Origin of the sequence: Nitrincola nitratireducens (genome assembly GCF_000585235.1) — a bacterium.
GTDB classification, from domain to species: domain Bacteria; phylum Pseudomonadota; class Gammaproteobacteria; order Pseudomonadales; family Balneatricaceae; genus Nitrincola; species Nitrincola alkalisediminis.
The window spans coordinates 40903-61789 of record NZ_AONB01000015.1; the positions used below are offsets into that span (position 1 = coordinate 40903).

General features: G+C 46.3%; 16 protein-coding genes and 1 pseudogene. 15 read left to right on the forward strand and 2 right to left on the reverse strand.

What is annotated here, in order from left to right:
• The first annotated feature begins 57 nt into the window (after nt 1–57).
• From D791_RS12750 to D791_RS12820, 14 genes are all read left to right on the forward strand, one after another.
• Entirely contained in the window at nt 58–813 is a 756-nt protein-coding gene (locus D791_RS12750; RefSeq protein WP_051514501.1) for a LysR substrate-binding domain-containing protein, read from the forward strand.
• 293 nt (nt 814–1106) lie between these two features.
• Nucleotides 1107–2441: an esterase/lipase family protein gene (locus D791_RS12755; RefSeq protein ID WP_051514502.1), complete on the forward strand. Its 1335-nt coding sequence runs from the start codon at nt 1107–1109 to the stop codon at nt 2439–2441.
• Between the two features lie 17 nt (nt 2442–2458).
• Nucleotides 2459–2905 carry a hypothetical protein gene (locus tag D791_RS12760; RefSeq protein WP_157682351.1) on the forward strand — a complete coding sequence of 149 codons (447 nt, stop codon included), beginning with the start codon at nt 2459–2461 and terminating at the stop codon, nt 2903–2905.
• Nucleotides 2906–3118: 213 nt separating this feature from the next.
• On the forward strand, nt 3119–3541 hold the full coding sequence (locus tag D791_RS12765) for a GNAT family N-acetyltransferase (protein ID WP_036512281.1): 423 nt from the start codon (nt 3119–3121) through the stop codon (nt 3539–3541).
• A gap of 358 nt (nt 3542–3899) precedes the next feature.
• Nucleotides 3900–5177, forward strand: a complete 1278-nt coding sequence (locus D791_RS19075) for an alpha/beta hydrolase (protein ID WP_051514503.1) — start codon at nt 3900–3902, stop codon at nt 5175–5177.
• Nucleotides 5178–5657: 480 nt separating this feature from the next.
• A complete protein-coding gene (locus tag D791_RS12780; protein ID WP_036512286.1) occupies nt 5658–6029 on the forward strand; it encodes a VOC family protein in 372 nt (123 codons plus the stop codon).
• Between the two features lie 162 nt (nt 6030–6191).
• Nucleotides 6192–7256 carry a DUF1176 domain-containing protein gene (locus tag D791_RS12785; RefSeq protein ID WP_036512288.1) on the forward strand — a complete coding sequence of 355 codons (1065 nt, stop codon included), beginning with the start codon at nt 6192–6194 and terminating at the stop codon, nt 7254–7256.
• A 93-nt stretch (nt 7257–7349) separates the two neighbouring features.
• Nucleotides 7350–9878, forward strand: a complete 2529-nt coding sequence (locus tag D791_RS20415) for an EAL domain-containing protein (RefSeq protein WP_051514504.1) — start codon at nt 7350–7352, stop codon at nt 9876–9878.
• Between the two features lie 110 nt (nt 9879–9988).
• Nucleotides 9989–10231: a protein kinase domain-containing protein gene (locus tag D791_RS12795; protein ID WP_036512291.1), complete on the forward strand. Its 243-nt coding sequence runs from the start codon at nt 9989–9991 to the stop codon at nt 10229–10231.
• Between the two features lie 81 nt (nt 10232–10312).
• The gene (locus D791_RS12800) at nt 10313–13363 is read left to right on the forward strand and encodes a diguanylate cyclase (RefSeq protein ID WP_036512294.1); all 3051 of its coding nucleotides are present in this window, start codon (nt 10313–10315) and stop codon (nt 13361–13363) included.
• Nucleotides 13364–13365: 2 nt separating this feature from the next.
• Nucleotides 13366–14595 (forward strand): exonuclease SbcCD subunit D C-terminal domain-containing protein, encoded by a 1230-nt coding sequence (locus tag D791_RS12805; protein WP_036512296.1) that lies wholly within the window; start codon nt 13366–13368, stop codon nt 14593–14595.
• A 10-nt stretch (nt 14596–14605) separates the two neighbouring features.
• On the forward strand, nt 14606–17854 hold the full coding sequence (locus D791_RS12810; protein ID WP_036512298.1) for an SbcC/MukB-like Walker B domain-containing protein: 3249 nt from the start codon (nt 14606–14608) through the stop codon (nt 17852–17854).
• Nucleotides 17855–17906: 52 nt separating this feature from the next.
• A complete protein-coding gene (locus D791_RS12815; RefSeq protein ID WP_036512300.1) occupies nt 17907–18638 on the forward strand; it encodes an AzlC family ABC transporter permease in 732 nt (243 codons plus the stop codon).
• Nucleotides 18631–18948: an AzlD domain-containing protein gene (locus D791_RS12820; protein ID WP_036512303.1), complete on the forward strand. Its 318-nt coding sequence runs from the start codon at nt 18631–18633 to the stop codon at nt 18946–18948. The genes D791_RS12815 and D791_RS12820 overlap by 8 nt, the downstream gene beginning before the upstream one ends.
• Before the next feature lie 83 nt (nt 18949–19031).
• Here D791_RS12820 and lipA read toward each other — a convergent pair.
• Nucleotides 19032–20074: pseudogene (lipA, locus tag D791_RS12825) on the reverse strand (lipoyl synthase).
• 123 nt (nt 20075–20197) lie between these two features.
• Between lipA and D791_RS12830 the strand changes: the two are divergent.
• Complete coding sequence (locus tag D791_RS12830; protein WP_036512305.1) at nt 20198–20377, forward strand: PLDc N-terminal domain-containing protein; 180 nt, start codon at nt 20198–20200, stop codon at nt 20375–20377.
• Between the two features lie 180 nt (nt 20378–20557).
• Here the strand turns inward: D791_RS12830 and D791_RS12835 are convergent, their stop codons facing one another.
• Nucleotides 20558–20758, reverse strand: a complete 201-nt coding sequence (locus tag D791_RS12835; protein WP_036512308.1) for a DUF1127 domain-containing protein — start codon at nt 20756–20758, stop codon at nt 20558–20560.
• Nucleotides 20759–20887 lie beyond the last annotated feature (129 nt).

Consider the following 20887-nt stretch of genomic DNA (forward strand, 5'->3'; position numbering starts at 1 on the left):
TATTTGAATATGTATCGTGAATAAATAAGGTTAATGTGTTTGTAAGGAATATGAATCGTGAGTCAACTGCCTCCGCTTGAGGATTTTCGTGTGTTTGTGACGGCCGCTCGTCTGGGTGGATTCAGTGTGGCCGCCGATCAATTAGTGGTGTCGCCCGCGTATATCAGTAAACGAATTGGCCTTTTGGAAGAACGACTGGGTGTTAAGCTCTTTATGCGAGCCTCCCGCAGTGTTTGTTTAACACTAGAGGGAAAGATAGCACTTGAATGGGCCGAGCGTTTGTTGGAAACGCACGATCAGTTACGTGCAGAACTCAATCGTGAACAAGAGCTCCCACGCGGTCGCTTGAGGGTTGTCACGAGCACAGGATTCGGAATGCACTGCATTGCCCCCATTATGTCTGATTTAGCGTTTCGCTATCCTGATTTGCAAATTGACTTGGAATTGCTGGACCGCCCAGTCGACCTTGTGTCTGAAGGATTTGATCTTGAAATTCGTATCGGTGGTGTATTGCCTGAGCAAATGATTGCAAAACGCCTTGCCAATAATCAGCGCATACTTTGTGCTGCACCCTCATACCTTGAGAAACACGGATTTCCCACTTCTCTAGAAGACCTCAAGCGACACCAATGCATCGGTATTCGTGAGCGCGATCAGAGCTATGGCATCTGGCGTCTTGCAAAAGAGGATGAGGTCTATTCAATACCTCTAACGGCAGAGATGATGACAAACAATGGTGCTGTTGCCAAACAATGGTGTTTAAAAGGCCACGGATTATGCTGCGTTCCATCTGGAATGTTCAGAAAGAGCTGATAGAAGGGGACCTTGTTCGTGTTTTGCCTAGCTATGGACAGCAAGCGGATATTCACGTCATTTATTCAGCAAGATTAGAAACGTCTGCAAAATTAAGGGCTTGTGTTCTGAAGCTCGAGCAGTCATTGCCTGGGTTTTTGAGAGTTGATTAAATTTTAAACAAAAAATTGTACGTATAAAAATTATGGTCTATTTTCAAATGTAGGGTTTAGATGTGCTGGTTTGCTGTGATGGAGCACGGTGGGGCGCGGTAGCGTGTTTGGATTTTAATCTAACGTGAAGGGAGGTCGATTGTGTTAGTGATTATTCATGGATGGAGCGATACTTACCGCTCATTCGAACGTCTTGGTAAACGCTTAATCGCCGATGGCATCATGCCAAACGTCAAGCATGTGCGTCTTGGCGATTATGTTACATTGGACGACGATGTTACGTTCGATGATCTTTCCTATGCTTTGCAGGCGGCTTGGAAAAAAGAGCGTTTACCGACTGCACCTCGAAGCGTTGATATTGTTATTCATAGCACGGGTGGGTTAGTTATACGTCATTGGATGATCACCTTTTTTAAACCTGAAACGAATCCAATTAACAGGTTGCTGATGTTAGCGCCTGCTAATTTCGGTTCGCCGTTGGCTCATAAAGGACGATCATTCTTCGGTAGAGTTGTTAAAGGTTTTAAAAGCAGTCGGCTCTTTCACACAGGTACTCACATTCTTAAAGGGTTGGAGCTTGCGAGTCCATTTTCGTGGGATTTGGCGCAGCAAGATCGTTTTGGCAGTGAGGTTTGGTATGGTCCAGGACGTGTGCTTTGCACCGTACTGGTAGGAACGTCTGGCTATACGGGTATTGCAGCAGCCGCAAACGAGAAAGGGACAGATGGAACGGTAAGGGTGTCTACGGCCCATCTGAATCCACTATTGGTTAGGTTCGACTTTGCAACCGATCCTCAAAAGCCAAAGCTTTCACTTGAAGATGCGAAAGGTTTAACTGCTTTTGCACGCATTCCAAACGAAAATCACAGTACGATTGCACTCAAGGACAATGGGCCGAAAAATGCACTTACCCTTGGCTTGATCAAGGATGCATTGCAGGTGACCGACGAGACGTTTCCTGCATTTGTTAATAGGCTCGAAACATTTTCGGATACTGCACGTACAAACAGTTCATCTAACTCGCACACACAAGCGTATCAGAACACAGTGGTTCGCCTTACCGACGATATGGATGCCTTTGTAACTGACTATTTCTTGGAAATATTCGCCAAAGACAAACTTTTTAAAAAGGTCGATAACCGTCTGACACGTGTAGTACAAGAAGAAATTTTCGAAAAAGTACATGTGTATAGTGATAATTCGGCCTATCGCAGTTTGTTATTCAATACGACTGTGCTGAACGAGAAAGTTGTGACGCTAGGCTTGCCACTTTTTGTCAGTTTGACCGCTATGCCAGATATCAGCCAGACCAAAACCGTGGGCTATTCAACCTTCGGATACGATGATATTGGCAGTATCAAGCTTACTTCTGATCGGTTGCAGAAACTCTTTCATCCAGATCGAACAGTGTTGATAGATATAAAAATCCACAGAGAACAGACTGAGAAAGTATTTAAAATATTTGGGCTTTCTTGATTGTGGGGGCTGTTGGCATGGCCATAAAATCATGTGATAGACAACTCACGATTGGTGAGTCGGCAGAAGCAACGGTTAATCCAAAAATTAAATATGTTGAATCCGGCCTTTTGGTGAGTGTTGGCGAACAATACAGTTTTTCAGCGCGCGGTAAGTGGAAAGATTGTCACAAGATCTGCGATGCGGAAGGTTGGAGCGATGGATTGATAAGGATTTTCATGCGTTTCAACCGAATACCGTACCAGCCGTATTTTTTATTGTGCGGTGTAGTTGGCAGGGATGACCGTCATGCATTCCCGATTGGTGTGCAGAAAGAGTGGACAGTCCCTGCTAATTTGGTCGGCGAGCCAAGTGGTTGCCTTTATCTGTTCGCGAATGATATTCCTTTTATGTATTTCAACAATTATGAACTTGATGAGTCGCAGGGTGGCCCACTTCTGGTGGTGATTACTCGTATTAAGTGATTTCTGAGTAGATTACGTGTTAATGTTTTGGTGATTAGCCAAACTAAGTATACCCTCTAATATGTATTAGAAGGCTTAGTGCCTTAAAAATAAGCAGCTAAGGTGCAACCTGAAAACCATCATGCGATATGTCTATATAGAAGACTTTGATGAAATTTCTGTGCTAGTTAAAGCTACTTTCATGCGACGTTACGAGTACTAGGGAGTAAACAGATGATTCGCGATTATCGTGTGTCGGATATTGATCAAATTTTGGCAATTTGGCTATCTGCGTCGATCAAAGCCCATGATTTTATAGAGTCTGCATTCTGGGAATCGAAGATCAACGAGATGCGTGAGGTTTATATTCCTGCATCGGATACCTTTGTGTATGAAGTGGAGGGCGAGATTGTTGGATTCTATAGCCTTTATCAGGATACACTTGCTGCAATTTTTATCCTACCGAACTTTCAGGGTAAGGGGTTGGGTTCTATCTTGCTTGATGATGCTAAAAAAAGGCGGGAAAACTTACAGCTTACTGTTTATAAAGAAAATACTAAAAGCATCCAGTTTTATGAGAAACACAGGTTCGTTCTACTTTCTGAGCAAGTCGATGTGCACACAGGGCACCCCGAACTCATTATGGTCTATCGCTAAATCCGTCTCATCCAGATGACTTCCAAAAATTCGACGTATCTGCTTTCTATTTGCCCAATAAAAATAATGCCGAAGGTCGCCAAGTATACGTCTAGCGATCAGCATTTCTGGCTTTTTCGTTCTGTGCCATAGCGCTGGAGTTGTGAATAGAATGAGTATCCATGCCGCAAAAAAATAGCTGTGGTCACCTATCAATACTTGTCATTAATTTTTGAAGTGAAATCAATGCACAGTGCTTGAGTTGCTGGATGCACATGCCATCGAGAGGATATCGATAAGGTTGTAGCAATTAGAGGAGGTTCACGAGTGGAGGGTAAAAAATCAGGTGTGATATAGACTATATAATGAGGACTTTAAAATGAATATTTATGTAATAATTTTAAGTGTTATTGCTTTAGTTTTTCTTTGTGGATGTGGATCAAATGTGCAAACTGATCGCGCTTACCAAGAACTCGGTCGTGCGCAGCATTTTCATTTAAAAGAAAATGGTTATTTAATTGCCTTTGAGAAGCGTAAAAAAGGAAGTTTGAAAGATTTAGAGAGTGCCGATGGTTATGTGTCTCGGTTTATGCCTATAGAGGGTAATGATAAACTCACACGTAGACGTAACGAAGTGTTTGAAAATATAACAACAGGACAGATGAAGGTTATGTTAGCAACCCATATTACGGAAAATTTCCCACATCAAAAATATCTTTATAATGCTTATAAGGACCGTCCTGATGGTCATTATAGTTATAATGCCTCATATGATGCCCTAGATTCTTTTCGTAGGAGTTTAATCGATCGCTTAACAGAAAAAAAAGATAAGCCCTATAGCCATATTATTGTAATGTCCATGGGATGGAATAATGATCAGGTGGAGTCTGTTTGGCGTTACAATCAAATACTAACTCAACTCAGAGCAATAGCTGCCGAGAATCAAGATCAAAACTATCATCCTTTGGTGATAGGGTTTACCTGGCCATCGGCATGGCACACTATCTCTGATTCCTCTATCAGAAAGACTCTAGGGCATGTGATGAGTTATGGAAATAAAGCCAATGATGCGGATGAGTTAGGTTACACATTGGTTAATTTGGTGTTAAACCGTCATATTCCAGATGCCATCGATACAGCAGCCTTACCGCAGCGGCCAAAAGTGGTGGTAATTGCGCATAGCTTTGGTGCGCGTTTAATGAGTCGGGCGGTCTTTTCGCAGCCTCATCTTAAGTCGGAGGACAAACCTGCAGTCGGCGTCGACTTGTTTTTAGGTTTACAGGGCGCTTTTAGTGCGAATCGTTTTGTACTTAATGCTGGTAGAGAAGGGGCACCATATGCTGAGTTTTCAAACTTACCGACAAAATTCGTGCTGACAACCTCCGAAAATGACTCAGCCAATCCTATCGCTCATTATATTACTGGTGCGAGTCACGTGGGTGGAAAAGCGGGTTTAAGGACGGCGAACAATCACCCGGATATTTTTGAGGTGAGAGACTGGGCTAGACATAATGAATCTCGTATTTTGTTGCGTCAAGATAAAGTCTTAATTATTGATGCGAAGTCTATAGTTGTTAATCCTGATGCTCACAATGACATTTTAGATAGAGAAATGGCTGAATTGCTTTGGTATTTTATCAGACAGTTGGATGATTAAAGGTCTGGTTTATAGAAGGTAAGTTTTATGGAAATGAGCTGAAAAGAATGCGGGAGTCTGGTCGGCTTCTGATAAGGTTTTTTGAGTACCTTGATGGTTTTATCGAGATTGGTATTTTAACCATGGATATCAACGGTCTAGAGGAGAGCTACATCACTGATCAGATGCGTGCTCGTCCAGTGAGTGAAGGCCAATGTGGTAAGGCCAAGGTTAAGTTGAAGAAGGATGGACCGTCGTCACCAGCGATAAGAAGTTATCTGCACAGTGGGAGCATACAGTGGCCGTTACATCAGATGGTTACGAGGTACTGACGCTCAGAGCCGGAGAACGAATTTAGCAAATGCTTTCAACGAAGCCCATGCGTAGAGCCTTGAGTAATAGTGCGCCTCAATAAAGACTTTGCATATGCAAATCTATTCCACAATAACGTTGATCAATGCTATTGTAAAAGCTCATTGAGTCTAGGAAGGAGCGCCCTTGGTGAGAACAGGATTGGTTATTTACTCTTCGTCAATCAGCCGCTTAACTGAATTCTATTGTCATGTCTTTGGCTTCGAGGTCTTCGAAAAAGATGAGCCGTATGCTTTACTGATGGCGGGTGATGTTGAGTTGGTGTTGCTTGAGACAGAAATTTCAAAAAAGGCATTTAGTCTAGATAAAGCCAGAGACGATACACCAATAAAGCCAACATTCTTTGTTGATGCACCTCTTGAACGAATTGGCCAAAAGATAGAAGAAAAAGGTGGAGCTGTATACCCGCCCAAAAATTGGGATTTTGGTGGCCGTCAGGTATGTGATGCGTATGATTGTGAGGGTAATATTTTCCAGTTGAGAATTGGAAAAAATGCATAATCAATGTACGGCAGTTGTGCTAGGTGGACATGAGCCGACGAACACCAATAGCCATAAACCTGCATCGGTTATTTTTACTGGCACTCACCTAGCCGTGTAAATTACAGTGGCGTCATGGGCTAGCACGTAGCTTCGCTCAGGTTCAAACAGAAGGAACAATGCATGACGCTTCCGTCCAAATCTCTGCTTCTTTTTTTGGTACTTCTGCCATCACAGCTCTTAGCCCAGTGGCCGTCAGGGCTACGATTTTCGCATCATGACTGGGAGTTGGCATGTGATAATACACGTACATGCAGAGCCGCAGGCTATCATAGCGATAACGAGGAAATGGCCGTATCGGTACTCCTAACGCGAAAGGCGGGACCCAACGAACCCGTCACAGGACAAGTGATGATCGGCCACTATGAAGAGAACCCTAAGCTTGATAGCCTTCCGGCGGTATTTGAACTTTCGTTGCGCATCAATGATCGTCTCATTGGGCAGGTAGCGATTGCCAAGGACTCATTTGTTGCCGACCTCAGTTCGAGTCAGGTTGATGCGCTATTGGCATCGCTTGTCCGTACGTCACGCATCGAGCTATCTGCTGGGGAGGCCGTCTGGTCGCTCTCTGATAAAGGTGCCACAGCGGTGCTCTTGAAAATGGATGAATACCAAGGTCGTATCAATACGCTAGGTGCCCTCGTCAAGAAGGGGGCTAAGGACGAAAAATCCGTCCTCCCTGCAGAACAGGTTCCTGTTGTTATTGCAGCACCTCTTCCAACGTCATTATCGGATGATCAACCCCTTGCCATGATGGATTCAAAAGCCTTGATGGATGCGATCCATACCACTCTAGGAGAAGATGATTGCCAGAGGCTTACCGAGGCTGAAGGAGAAAATGCCGAGCTAACAGCGACTCGTCTGAACGATACCAAAGTACTGATTTCAGCTCAGTGTTGGATGGGTGCATACAATTTTGGATACGGTTTTTGGATCATCAATGCATCGTCACCTTATCAGCCTATATTGGTAACTACGATGGGTTCGGATCACAGCGATGGAGTCATTTCAGCCTCTCACAAGGGACGTGGTCTTGGCGATTGTTGGAGTTCAGAGGCATGGACTTGGGATGGCGAACAGTTTGTCCATACCGAAGCATCTACCAGTGGACTGTGCAAATTAATGGCTCCTGGTGGAGCATGGACTTTGCCCACACTCGTTACGAGTGTTCGTAGCGATGCGACGTAGTGATTGAGTCCCCAGTGAAGCTCGAACTGAAACTGGTCATGGTACGACTAAGGTACTATTATACTTGTATTTCTGACTATTGGTTCGAGTAGCATGCAACTGTCTGATAAATCCAGAACGCTTCCGCGTCTTCATTTGACAGGGACATTGTTACTGGTCACTTTGCTAACGTTGTTTTTATCGGGTTTTTTTACTTGGCAGAGAATTCATGAGCACAACGCCTCGATACAGCGTATAGAGGCGTTATCATTGCAGCAGTTGCAGCAACGTTTGCGCCGGGAAATGTCGGCCATCCGAACCGATATCGATTATACACAAGCACAAACTGAGGTGGAGTTACGTCAGCGCCTAGTTGAAATGGTCGATGTTGCTTGGACAACCGCTAATGCACTGTATCTGGAGCAAAGCCCCGATTTTGATCAGGCGAGTCTGAAAAGTCTGCTTGTCGAAACGTTGCGTCCGTTACGCTTCTTTGATGGGCGTGGCTACTATTTTGTTGGAGAAATGAGTGGACGTTTTGTGCTCACTCCAACATCGCCTGAACTTGAAGGCCTACTGATGCCTGACAATCAAGATGATAGGGGGAACTATATCGTGCGTGGGCTGTTGGAGGCTGCTCACTCCCCTGAGGGTGCCGGGTTCCATTCCTATCGTTGGTATCGTCCCGATGATGCTGAGCGTATGGCCGATAAACATGTGTATGTGCGTCATTTTGCTCCCTTTGATTGGTTGATAGGTGCAGGGGATTACACCTATGAATGGGAAAGCCGCTTGCAACTTAAACTCTTGGCACAAATACGTAATCGACGGATCGGTGAGACAGGGTTTACCGCTGTGATTGATACGCAGGGGCAGGTACTTCTGTCATTTGATAGTCAGTATCCTGCAGAGCAAGGGGAAGATGCACCATCCGTCTTAGAGCAAGAAGCGATTGTATTGATGCTTGAGGCGGCAGCAGAAGGTGGTGGTTTTATCCGTTACCTCTGGCCCAGCCCGATAACTGGCGAGAATACCTGGAAAACAGCGTTGGTTGAGCCAGCAGGCCATTGGGATTGGGTGTTGGTTTCCACCATTTTTGAAGATGAGGTCAGTGGCATTTTAAAGGATGAAGTACAGGTTTTTGAAGCCAGTACGTCAAGCAATTGGTACACCTATTTGGCGGTTACTTTAGTATCACTGATTTTTGCCGTGATTGGGTCTTGGCTGTTTTCCCGTTGGTCTTCAGGTTTGTTTCATGCGTATCACGAAGAGCTGAGCGCTCAGAGTGCAGAGCTAAAACGCAAGGCCGATGAGTTGACGTTGAGCGAAAGTAATATCCGTCATCTTGCATTTCACGATGTATTAACAGGCTTGGCAAATCGACGTTTACTGATTGACCGACTGCAGCAGCAATTGCATCAAAATCAGCGCAGTACAAATTTTGGTGCACTTTTGTTTATTGATTTGGATAATTTCAAAACCCTCAATGACACATTGGGTCATGACAAAGGTGATGATCTGCTGCGCCAAGTTGCACATCGTATTAGTTTCTGTGTGCGGGAAGAGGATACGGTAGCGCGTTTTGGTGGGGATGAGTTTGTGGTGATGCTGGGCACTCTTAGCTACGATGAAGCGGATGCCGCCGCTCGCGCTCGAGTTGTGGCTGAAAAAATTCTGACGACCTTGCGTCAAGAGTATCATTTCGACGGACAGCATTATTTCAGTACCCCCAGTATTGGTATTACCCTGATTCATGGCAGTGCCATTGCAGAGGAGCTGCTGAAACAAGCAGATCTGGCAATGTACCGAGCGAAGGATGCAGGTCGTAATTGTTTGTACTTTTTTGATCCAGAAATGCAACAGGCACTGTCAGCAAGGGCGCAGATGGAGTCTGAATTACGCATTGCATTGCAGCAAGAACAGTTATTGCTCTATTACCAGCCACAGGTGAATGCCGCAGGTAAATTGATTGGTGCTGAAGCCTTAGTACGCTGGCAGCATCCCCAACGTGGTTTGGTGGCACCGGCTGAGTTTATTCCAGTAGCTGAAGCATCTGGACTAATCTTGTCGTTGGGTAGCATAGTATTGCGCCAAGCTTGCCAGCAGTTGTCAATTTGGGCAAGCATGCCTAGCTTGTCAGAGTTAAGTCTTTCGGTGAATATTAGTGTGCATCAGTTTAAACAGCCTGGATTTGTCGACGAAATACTGGCATTGGTTGAGCGCTTTCAGTTGGTGCCACAGCGCCTTAAATTGGAATTGACCGAAAGCCTGCTGATTGACGATATGGCGTTTTCAATTGAGCGGATGAAGTACTTGAAACAGAAAGGGGTTGGTTTCGCATTGGATGATTTTGGTACAGGGTATTCGTCTTTGGCTTATATTAAACAGTTGCCGTTGGATCAGCTGAAGATTGATCGTTGCTTTATCGACGGTTTACCTGACGATGCCAATGATGCCGCGATTACCCGTATTATTATCAGTCTAGCTAAAGAGCTTAACCTATGGGTCGTTGCTGAAGGTGTTGAAACAGAGGCTCAGTGGAAATTCCTGCAAGCGATAGGGTGTCCTGGGTATCAAGGCTACTTATTTGGACGTCCTGTGTCCGCTGAAGAGTTTATGAAGAGTGCGCTTAACTCAAAATAGTCTAGATGAGGGTAGGTTGTCGTCTCAATCAATGTGCTTAAGTCCTTGTATGACTCATCGAGTGCGGAGTAAAGACCTAGTTAAGTGTTAAACACTGGACACATGCTGACATGCTTCACAACGAGTATGACCGTCTTCGACAGTTCTCACATGCTAAACTGATCGCCGTAAAAGGCATTACGACTTGGAATAATACTCCTGTGTTGCTGCGGGAGTACTTTGAAGGTCAGCCACTGGACCAGTTTCTGAACACGCATTCCTTAACAGAGCATCAATCCTTACACTTGGCTGTGGCAATAGTCGAGGCTGTGCAGTCTATTCATGATGCTGGCTGTATTCATACGCAGTCGTGACATGTTGAAGCACCTACTTCCCAATTTAGACGTTGAGCGGGCGCTGGCAAATGCCAAAGCGGGTGGTTGGTTGGTCATGCGATGGCTGGGGAGTATGCCTTTCCCCATGATCGCATTCAGCAGGCAGCCTTTGGGCTTATGGATACACTGACGCTTCAAAAAGTGCACTTGTCCATCGCGCAGTATCTTGAGACTCAAGCTGAAATGGAAAGTCACCTGCTGGATTGTGTCTATCACTATACGGCAGCTTTAGATCGGATCTCCGATCCGCAACAATTGATTCAGGTGGGTCAGTTGAATCTAAGGGCCACAGAGGTTGCCAAGGCTAATGGCGATTTTCATTTGGCGCTGGTGTATATCATTCAAGCGATGAAGCTCCTATTGCCGCAGATTACGGATGCACACCTTCGCGCCGAAATTCTAAAAGAGCGTGCAGAATGCGAGCATTTGTGTGGTCAACAGTCAATGGCATTAAACTATTATCATCAGGCACTGCTTGTCTGTTCGGATGCACGACAGCGTACAAAAATCTATGAGTTGTTGATTAAGTTTCATACCGATTACGGTGACTTCCAGATCGCGTTTGAAACGGGTAGAACCGCTCTTTCCTATCTTGGCTTTCGGGTGCCTGCGGGTTTCAACCCTGTTAACTTCCTAGCAGATTATCTCCACCTTAAATACAAATTACGCGGAGCTACCACGGAGACGTTACTGGCTTTGCCCGAGGTCAGTGAGGCGTGTATTCGGGATCAAATTCTATTGTTGTCTGCCATGCAGAAAGTGGCCTACCAGATACGTCCAGAACTTTGTGTCGCACTTGCCGCTAAACAGGTGCGTTTGTGTTTACGTTATGGAAATACCCGAGAGGCTGTGGTCGGTTATATGGTGTTCGGCGTGATTTTTTTGGGTGGTGTCCGAGGCCACGCTGAAGCAGGGTGTGAATACGGTCGTTTGTCTCTCGCAATGCTAGAACGTTACAACAATCAGATGCAGAGTGCGGAAGTCCCGTTTGTGTATGGTTACTTTGCGCACTCTTGGTTGCATCCGGCCAGTGATACCGAGCGCTACTGGCTGCGTGCATTTGAGCAGGGGCTTAAGGTTGGCGATTGGTTTCATGCAGGCTGTGCAGCCACCGGAATTGTGCAAAGCCAACTGATGCGTGGACAGCCTCTTGAGCAAGTGCTGCAACAATGTAACTATTACCAAGCCACTTTGCAGCGCATAGGCGCATTTGAGCATGACCAAGTGCTGGTCGGTATTCGTCAAGCGTTGTTGAATTTATGTCATCCTTCACCTTCTTTACCCACCTTTAGCCATGATGGCTTTGACGAACGTGCTTATCTGAATAAATTAAGCCAGTATGGCTCTCGCCATTTTGCCCATATGTATTTCATTAATAAAATGTGGGTGCTGTATTTTCAAGGTCATTATAAGGCAGCAGCAGAGGTTGCGCTGACCAGTCAGGGGTATATGAAAGACAGTCAGGGCATGTTGCATGCGACTGAGCATTGCTTTGTACACGCGCTGATTTTGGCCCAAACGCTTCGATCCTTTGATGGCTTAAAAAGGCATTGGATTCACGTCCGTATTAAACGCTATGCACGGAAATTTAAGTGCTGGGCCAAATCCTGTCCTGACAACTTTCTGGATAGAGCGCAATTGTTGCGAGGGGAGTTGTATCGAATTGCCGGACGTTATGGTAAGGCACTTGAACATTACCAAGAAGCCTGTAAAACAGCCGAGTTTTATGGTCATCTCAATCTTCAGGTACTTGGCCATCAATTGACAGAACAGTTGTATGCCAGTCAAGGTCAGCTTTTAGCGGCGCAGTGCCATCAACTGGAAAAAAGGCAGTTGGCTGAAAAATGGGGGGTGAGTCGTCAAAATGCTCAAGCTCAAGGTTCTAGTCGTGTACGGCGAACAGACCAGTTTGATTTAGATAGCCTTGCCAAAGCTGTCGAAGTGATTAGCCAAGAGCGTCGATTGCCTCGATTACTCGAAACCCTAATGTCTATTCTGCAGGAAAATACTCTGGCGCGGCGTTGTGTGCTCATGCTGCAAGAGGATCAACAGTTTCTGATTCAGGCTGAGTCCTCGGTTGAAGGGGTTGAGACTCAGGTCATGCAGAGTCAACCCTATGATCAGACAGATAATCTGCCGCGTCGGGTCATTAACTATGTAATGGCATCGCATGAGCCGATTTTGATAGATGATGCTCGCCACTACGATGTCTTTGCCAATGATCCTTACTTTGCTCGCTATCAGGTGTTGTCAGTCCTTTGTGTACCTCTGATGATTCATGGACAGGTAAAAGGAATTGTCTATCTGGAGAACGACACGGCCGCAGGGGTGTTTACGCAAGACCGTTTTGCCTTATTGCATTATCTGGGAGGGCAGATTGCCATTTCGATTGAAAATGCATTGGTGTATCAAAAGCTGGAGCAAAGGGTGGGAGAGCGCACTCAGGATATCGAGCGGCAGAAGGAGGAGCTACAAAACCAGTACGATACCATTCGTCATTTGAATCAGCGGTTAACGGAGGAAAATGATGAACGTAAGTTGGCAGAGAAAAAGTTGCAGGATGCCAATCAACAATTGCAAATTCTAGCGACGACGGATGGGTTGACTGGACTCAGCAATCGTCGACATTTTAACCAGTTTTTGACGCAGCAATACCTATACTGCAAGCGACATGAATTGCCTTTTTCGTTACTGATTTGCGATTTGGATGAGTTCAAAGCCTACAATGATCATTATGGGCATCAGGCTGGAGACGAATGTTTGATTGCAGTGGCAGAGTGTTTCAATTCAGTGGTCAAACGCCCCAGCGACCTAGTGGCTCGTTATGGTGGCGAAGAGTTTGCAATAATTTTATCCGCTACTGATCGTGAGGGTGCTGTGCACATTGCTGAACAGATCCATCAGGTCATTCGCCAGCGTGATATTGTGCATGTTGTTTCGTCAGTTTCTCCTCGGGTCACCATGAGTATTGGGTTGCATGTCGGTTTGGAAAGCAGTATCGATCAATTGATACATTGTGCAGATGAAGCCTTATACCAAGCCAAAAGAGACGGTAAAAACCGTACATGTGTATATCATATAAAAGACAATCTTCACCAACAGGACATCTAACGTTGAAAATCCTCCACACTTCAGATTGGCATATTGGTCGAACGCTTTATGGCAGAAAGCGCTACGAAGAGTTTGAAGGCTTTTTGAATTGGCTGGCTGACACGATTGAAACGCAACAAATAGACGCGCTTCTGGTGGCTGGCGATATCTTCGACACCAGTACCCCCAGCAACCGTGCGCAAACGTTATATTACCGATTCTTATGTCGTATTGCGGCGTCAGCTTGCCGTCATGTTGTTGTGATTGCTGGGAATCACGACTCCCCCACGTTCCTTAACGCACCTAAAGAGTTGTTAAAGGCTTTGGATGTCCATGTGGTGGGGAGTGCCTCCGATCGACTGGACGATGAAGTGCTTACGCTTCGAGACTCGCAGGGAGAGCCCGAACTGATTGTCTGCGCTGTCCCTTATTTACGTGACCGTGATATTCGTACCGCTGAAGCCGGAGAAACCCTAGAGGATAAAGAACGTAAACTGCTTGATGGAATACGTCAGCATTATGCCAGTGTTGGTGCGTTAGCAGAGCAAACGCGCCAGAGTTTAGGTGTTGAAGTGCCGATTGTTGGCATGGGGCATTTGTTTGCGGCAGGTGGGAAAACTCTGGAGGGTGATGGTGTAAGAGAACTCTATGTTGGCTCGTTAGCCCATATCAGTGCAGCCATTTTCCCTGAGTGTTTTGACTATGTTGCACTGGGTCATCTTCATGTGCCACAAGCGGTAGGTGGCAACGAGTTTATCCGCTACAGTGGATCGCCTTTGCCAATGGGATTTGGTGAGGCAACACAACGCAAGGGGCTTTGCTTGGTTGATTTTAACAACCGGATTCCCAGTTTAACCCTCTTGTATATTCCTGTGTTTCAGCGCTTGGAACGCATCAGTGGTGATTGGGGCCAGCTTTCGAGCCGGATTGCAATGTTAGCCAGTCAACGCGCATCTATTTGGTTGGAAATCATTTTTACAGGGCAAGAGGTGATCGGGGACCTCAGAGAGCGATTAGACGAAGCGACATTGGGTACTGAACTTGACATACTTCGTATAAAAAACACCCGTGTAATTGAGCGCGTGATGGGGCAGGAGCGGATAGACGAAACCTTGGATGATTTGGATGTGCAGGATGTTTTTATACGTTGTTTGGATCTGCATGATGTTCCAGATGACCAGCGGCCTGACTTGCTGAGAGCGTATCAGGAAACGTTACAATCCATTCAAGATGAAGATCTAAGAGCGATATAAGGACGTCAGCATGCGTATTCTCCAGGTTCGCTTTAAGAATCTTAATTCATTGGCGGGTGAGTGGTTAATTGACTTCACCCACCCCGCGTTTATTTCCGATGGGATTTTTGCCATAACGGGTCCGACAGGGGCGGGGAAAACCAGCCTTCTAGATGCCATCTGCCTAGGACTATACGGGCGCACACCAAGATTAAATCGTGTGAGCAAAGGGGCTAACGAGATTATGTCACGGCAAACAGGTGAGTGTTTTGCCGAGGTCACCTTTGAAACACAGGCGGGTACATTTCGTTGCCACTGGAGCCAACATCGTTCTCGACGAAAATCAGATGGCGAGTTGCAAGCCCCGAAGCATGAAATTGCCAATGCACTCACGGGCGAAATTTTTGAATCCAAGTTACGAGGTGTAGCGGATCAAATTGAAGCCGCCACAGGCATGGATTTTGATCGATTCACTCGCTCTATGCTTCTGGCTCAGGGCGGCTTTGCTGCTTTTTTGCAGGCGGCTGCGGATGAGCGTGCGCCGATTTTAGAACAGATCACTGGAACCGAAATTTACAGTCAGATTTCGGTTCGTGTTCATGAGTTGCAACGAGTCGAGCAAGAGAAACTTAAAGTGCTGCAGGCGGAAACAGCAGGTATTCAACTGCTTTCATTGGAAGAAGAAAACACCCTCGAGCTGCAGGTGAGTTCACTAGAGCAGGATGAAAAACGATTGCGAGAAGGCGTCGTTGAGGTCGTTCAAGCCGTTGACTGGCTCAATAGAATCCAAAGCCTAAACGAACGCTTGAAGACGATAGCTGAACAAGAGGTTCAGTGGCAGTTGGCATTTGATCAGTTTGAGCCGGATCGTGTGAAACTCGTCAAAGCGCAGGCGGCCGCGAGCTTAGAGGGTCAGTATGCAACCTTGCAGGGCGTACGTGATGAACAGTGTAAAGACCAGAAAATGCTGGCCGAGTATCAGGAAGCACTGCCCAGTTTAAATGATGCCTTGAATTCACATAAAAATGCGCACCATGAGACAGAGCAAAAGCTGGTCAGGCATAAAACGACGCTGAATGAAGAGTGGCCGTTGATACAACGTATCCGCCAGATCGATCAGCAGATCAATGCGAGCAATCAGCAGATTCAGGAGCTGGATCTTCAGTATAAGAGCGTGCTAAGTAAAGTGGATGAGGGGCAGCAGGCATCAAAACAACAGCAGACGTTACTGGATACGGCTAAGCATCAGCTAGAGGCTGTTCATCAATATCGTGAGAAGCATGCCGCCGATGAGTGGCTGGTGTCAGGTTTGACCGGAATAGAGCAGCAACTCAATGGGCTGTTGGCTCAGCATGAAGGAATGGCTGAACAGGTCATGGCTCACTCAGCGGCACAACGCTTTGCTGGGGATGCTGAAAAGGTGTATCAGCAATGTCTGAAAAACGTCGAGCTAAGACACGCTTCACTGGATCATGTGAACAAGCAGCTGCAGCAGGCGCGTTCTGATTTAGCCACATTGTTGGACGGTAAGCTGTTGCGTGAATACCGCCAAGAAAAAGAAACACTGTTTCGTGAAATGGCCTTTCTGAAAAAAATTGCGGCGCTTGAAGAGCATCGGGCCAAGCTAGAAGAGGGTCAGCCTTGCCCACTCTGTGGCGCAAAGGAGCATCCGTTTGCAGAGGGCAATGTACCGGCTGTGGATGCTGTAGAGGAACGGATTCAGTTTTTAGAGCCGTTGATTACGTCGGCAGAGAATAAAGAAGCCGAGATCAAGGCGCGCGAACATGAAGAGACGCAAGCGCGAGCCACATTAATGGAGTCTCAGCACCAATTGCAATTGGCAGAGGTCGACAAACGCTCAGCCGAAAAAGCCTGCGTTGAATTGAGCGAAGCGCTGGCCGTCAATCGAGAACAGCTTTTAGAACAACAAACCAAAGTGTTAGCCCAACTGAAGCCGCTGGGTATTTCATCAATAGATCAAGTTGAAATACGGCAACAACTCAACGTATTGAAGACTCGACTTGATCAATGGCAGCAACAGGATGTGCTTCAGTCTAAGCTAGAGAAAGAAATCTACGATCTGCAGAGTAAAATCCAGAGTCAGAAAGCCATTATCGAAACTCAGCAGACTGTATTATTGGAGAAACAGCAAGCACGTGAGCGTATCAACATCACACGAGATGAGTTGTTATCTGAGCGTTCTGAGCGGTATGGAGATCGGGTTCCAGATATCGAAGAGCAGCGTTTGCAGGATACTGTCCGCTTCGCAGAGTCAGCGGAAAAAGCGGCGAGGGATAAGTATGCAGAAACCGCTGATCGCTTCGGGCGCCTGCAGGCACAAATTGAAACCTTGCAAAAGGATACTGAGCAGCGCGAAAAAGAGCTTGCGGTGTTAGATGTCGAGTTCACTCATGCATTGCAGTCACAGAATTTTGCGGACGAGACAGCTTATCTTAATGCCAGGTTGTCTATCTCGGAGCGCAATGCCTGGTCCGAAAAAGCTCAAGCCCTTGATGCTCAGAACACCCAAATTCAAACGCGCAAGGAGGACTGTCGTCAGCGTTTGGCGGAAGAGAAGGCCAAGCAACTGACGGATCAGCCTATTGAAGTGCTGCAAGCACAACTTGATGAGCAAACTAAAGCACTCCACGTTCTTAGTGAACGACTGGTAACCAGTCGGCATCGCTTAAGGGAGAATGCTGCTGCTAAACTGCGTATCCAGGATAAGCAACAAGCGATTGAAGCACAGCAAGTTGAGTGTAGGCGTTGGGGTAACCTGCATCAGTTGATAGGCTCGTCTGATGGCAAAAAGTATCGCAACTTTGCACAAGGGTTGACCTTCGAAATGATGATTGTTTATGCCAATCGTCAGCTACAAAAAATGACAGACCGCTACCTATTGGTTAGGGATGCAATGCAGCCCCTTGAGTTAAATGTGTTGGATAACTATCAGGCTGGCGAAATCCGCTCGACCAAAAATCTATCGGGCGGTGAGAGTTTTATTGTGAGTTTGTCGCTTGCATTAGGGCTTTCGCAGATGGCGAGTAAAAATGTTCGTGTTGATTCATTATTTCTGGATGAAGGGTTTGGCACTTTGGATGAAGAGGCATTGGAGACAGCGCTGGAAACCTTGTCGAGTTTGCATCAGGATGGAAAAATGATTGGGATTATTTCGCATGTGGCGGCCTTGAAAGAGAGGATCAGCACCCAAATAAATGTTATTCCCCAGACGGGTGGACGAAGCCGTATTGTTGGCGCAGGTTGTAAACATCTGTCTTGAAAGTGAATAACATGCGATTCCCCATTTTTAGCGTCTCTTTAATAAGGTTGATATGAGCTCTTCACCTCGGCACGAATTTCTAGCGGGCGCTCAAGCCACTTTGCCACTGATTGTAGGTGCGATACCCTTTGGAATTATATTTGGTACGCTTGCACAGACGAGTGGTTTATCAGCCTTCGGCGCCATTGCAATGTCGCTATTCGTCTTTGCGGGCTCCAGTCAATTCATTGCCTTGGGGTTGTTGGCGGCAGGGGCGGGTATCCCGATCATTGTTTTAACAACACTTATCGTCAATTTACGTCATATGCTGTATTCCGCAAGCCTCGTGCCCCACGTGGGGCACTTGTCTCATCCTTGGCGTGTATTAATGGCATTTGGCCTTACGGATGAGACCTATGCCGCCGTCAGTAACCGTTTTTTGGTGCAGAAGGATAAGCGTTTAGCTCACTGGTTTTACTTGGGCTCGTTTATTCCTATGTACCTAAATTGGTCGCTTTGTACGTTGATTGGCATTACGTTAGGTGGTGTCTTTCCAAATATCGGCAACTGGGGGTTAGATTTTGCTATGTCGGTGACCTTCATTGGTATGATTATTCCGTATCTAACATCCCGTCCGATGTGGGCGGCGGTAATTGTGTCGGGAGCCTTAGCCTTAACGACCTATTCAATGCCTCATAAATTAGGATTAATACTGTCGGCCTCTTGCGGCATTGCTGTTGGAGTGTCGCTGCTTTGGTTAGAACAACGTCGGCAGTATGCGCAAAGAGGTGCGAGCCATGAATGAAGTTGTATTAATTCTAGGTATGTTTTTAGCCACGTTCAGTGTTCGATACGTACTTTTCGCAATCGCAGGGAAAGTCACGTTTTCGGAGGGCGTCATCAAAGCGCTGGGCTTTGTTCCACCTGCTGTACTCATCGCAATCGTCATGCCGGCGATTGCAATGCCACAGGGCAGTTTATGGTTGGATTGGCGAAACCCATGGTTGATAGCTGGAGGGATCGCCGCTATCGTTGCTTGGGTCCGCAAAGACCTATTGACGACAATTGTTGTTGGAATGGTCAGTTTTGCATTGTTGCGATGGTGGATAAATTAACCTGTGTTGGTGATTGACAGAAAGTAACGATCACCATTGCGAGATTTAGGCAGAGCCCTTAAGCGCTCTGCCTAGATACGATATCAGTTGATTTGTTTCAACGGAATTTGGTTAATTGCATTGCTGACCGGAACCGTTGCTGGCGCGGCCAAGCCAAGATTATTCTTTTCGAACACGCGATCAGCACGGTAGCTTGAGCGAACCATGGGACCAGAGGGAACCTCCATAAAGCCTTTCGCCAATCCCACTTCACGATAGTGGTTGAACTGCTCTGGTGTCACATAACGCTCAACGGGCAGATGATTTTTGGTGGGGCGCAGATATTGACCCAGTGTGACAATGTCGACGCCTGCAGCACGTAAGTCATCAAAGGTTTCAAAAATCTCTTCGTCGGTCTCGCCTAAGCCCACCATAATACTGGTTTTGGTGATGATGTCAGGACGGTACTGTTTGGCGTGAGCAAGACTCGCAAGGTTTTTTCATAGCCTGCGCGCTTATCGCGGACGGGGTGGGTAAGGCGGCGAACGGTTTCAATGTTCTGTGCAAAAACCTGTAACCCAGAATCAACGACAAGCTCAATGTGTTCTTCTACACCGTCAAAGTCGGGTGTTAAGGCTTCGACGATCACTTGCGGAGTGCGTGCTTTGATTGCGGACACGCAAGCGGCATAGTGAGCAGCACCACTATCGGCAAGATCATCACGATCGACAGAGGTCAGCACGATATAGCGTAAACCCATCAATTCGACGGACTTAGCCGTGTTTTCCGGTTCATCAACATCTAACCAACCTTTGGGATTGCCAGTGTCCACAGCACAAAAGCGGCAGGCGCGTGTGCAAACAGAGCCCATCAGCATGATTGTAGCCGTGCCGTTGCTCCAGCATTCACCGATATTCGGGCAGTGGGACTCTTGGCATACGGTGCTCAATCGATGTTCTTTTACATTGTGACGAACGGCTTCAAAGCGAGCGCCGCCGGGCATCTTTGCGCGCAGCCACGATGGCTTCGGAGAAAAGGTTTCTGAAGATGAGTTGTGAGATTGCTTGATACCATCTTTGATGGCGGCAATGCCTTGTTCTGTACGAAATTTTTGTCCACTCGGGACGCGGGTTTTACCATTGCTCATCGGATGCTGTGCTCTCTGATCACCGGTTGCAAGAATACGCTATAGTCTATCATAGATGTTAACACTAGGTGTGCTGAGGATGGCTGAGTAGAGCTATTTTTTCGAAGAATGAGGGAAACGTTTATGATATCGATTGAAATTTCGGGTCTTCTGGGGCTTGTGTTGTTGGCGTTGAATGTCTATGCCATCATCAGGATTGTGCAAAGTAACGCAACTAACGGCTCTAAAGTACTGTGGGTGGTGTTAATTCTGTTGTTACCTTTGTTGGGCTTAATTATCTGGTACTTAATGGGACCGAAATGAATGATGTTCTCATGATAAAAAGGGGAAGGGCTAACGTCCTTCCCTGATGGAAGTGGCTTAAGTGCATGGTGTGTTTTCGGTTCAAAAAGCCTAACTTAGCCAACAGTTCTGTAGTGTCGGCTATGGGCGAACATGAATCAGTCTGGCTAATAACCCTATATATCGTTGAGCAGGCCATACTCAACTGTCTTTATTCACGTGTTTCTTAAATAACGAGTGTTTCCTAAAGGGCTTCTGTCCTTCTTTCTGTGCTTGTGAACGAGTAATGCCAACATCCTTGAGCAAGCGCTCTTCGAGCCTAAGCAATTGCTGGTGGCTGCGGCGGTATTCGAGATAGTTGCGTAGTTGATGGCAAAGCTGTGTAAGGCTGAAGTATTTCATGATTTATCTCCTCTTAATTTGCCTAACTAGAATATTCGGTGCTACGCTTTGAATACAGATATAGGTTTTTGTATTTTTAAGATACAGATTGGTTATTTTTACGTCTGTATGGTCAATTTTTAGATCATC

Excerpts from the sequence above, each read along its gene's own strand:
- D791_RS20415 (WP_051514504.1), top strand. The coding sequence starts at position 7,350 with ATGCAACTGTCTGATAAATCCAGAACGCTTCCGCGTCTTCATTTGACA.
- D791_RS12795 (WP_036512291.1), top strand. The coding sequence starts at position 9,989 with ATGCTTCACAACGAGTATGACCGTCTTCGACAGTTCTCACATGCTAAA.
- D791_RS12835 (WP_036512308.1), bottom strand. The coding sequence starts at position 20,758 with ATGAAATACTTCAGCCTTACACAGCTTTGCCATCAACTACGCAACTAT.
- D791_RS19075 (WP_051514503.1), top strand. The coding sequence starts at position 3,900 with ATGAATATTTATGTAATAATTTTAAGTGTTATTGCTTTAGTTTTTCTT.
- D791_RS12800 (WP_036512294.1), top strand. The coding sequence starts at position 10,313 with ATGGCTGGGGAGTATGCCTTTCCCCATGATCGCATTCAGCAGGCAGCC.
- D791_RS12760 (WP_157682351.1), top strand. The coding sequence starts at position 2,459 with ATGGCCATAAAATCATGTGATAGACAACTCACGATTGGTGAGTCGGCA.
- D791_RS12820 (WP_036512303.1), top strand. The coding sequence starts at position 18,631 with ATGAATGAAGTTGTATTAATTCTAGGTATGTTTTTAGCCACGTTCAGT.
- D791_RS12765 (WP_036512281.1), top strand. The coding sequence starts at position 3,119 with ATGATTCGCGATTATCGTGTGTCGGATATTGATCAAATTTTGGCAATT.
- D791_RS12785 (WP_036512288.1), top strand. The coding sequence starts at position 6,192 with ATGACGCTTCCGTCCAAATCTCTGCTTCTTTTTTTGGTACTTCTGCCA.
- D791_RS12830 (WP_036512305.1), top strand. The coding sequence starts at position 20,198 with ATGATATCGATTGAAATTTCGGGTCTTCTGGGGCTTGTGTTGTTGGCG.
- D791_RS12815 (WP_036512300.1), top strand. The coding sequence starts at position 17,907 with ATGAGCTCTTCACCTCGGCACGAATTTCTAGCGGGCGCTCAAGCCACT.
- D791_RS12810 (WP_036512298.1), top strand. The coding sequence starts at position 14,606 with ATGCGTATTCTCCAGGTTCGCTTTAAGAATCTTAATTCATTGGCGGGT.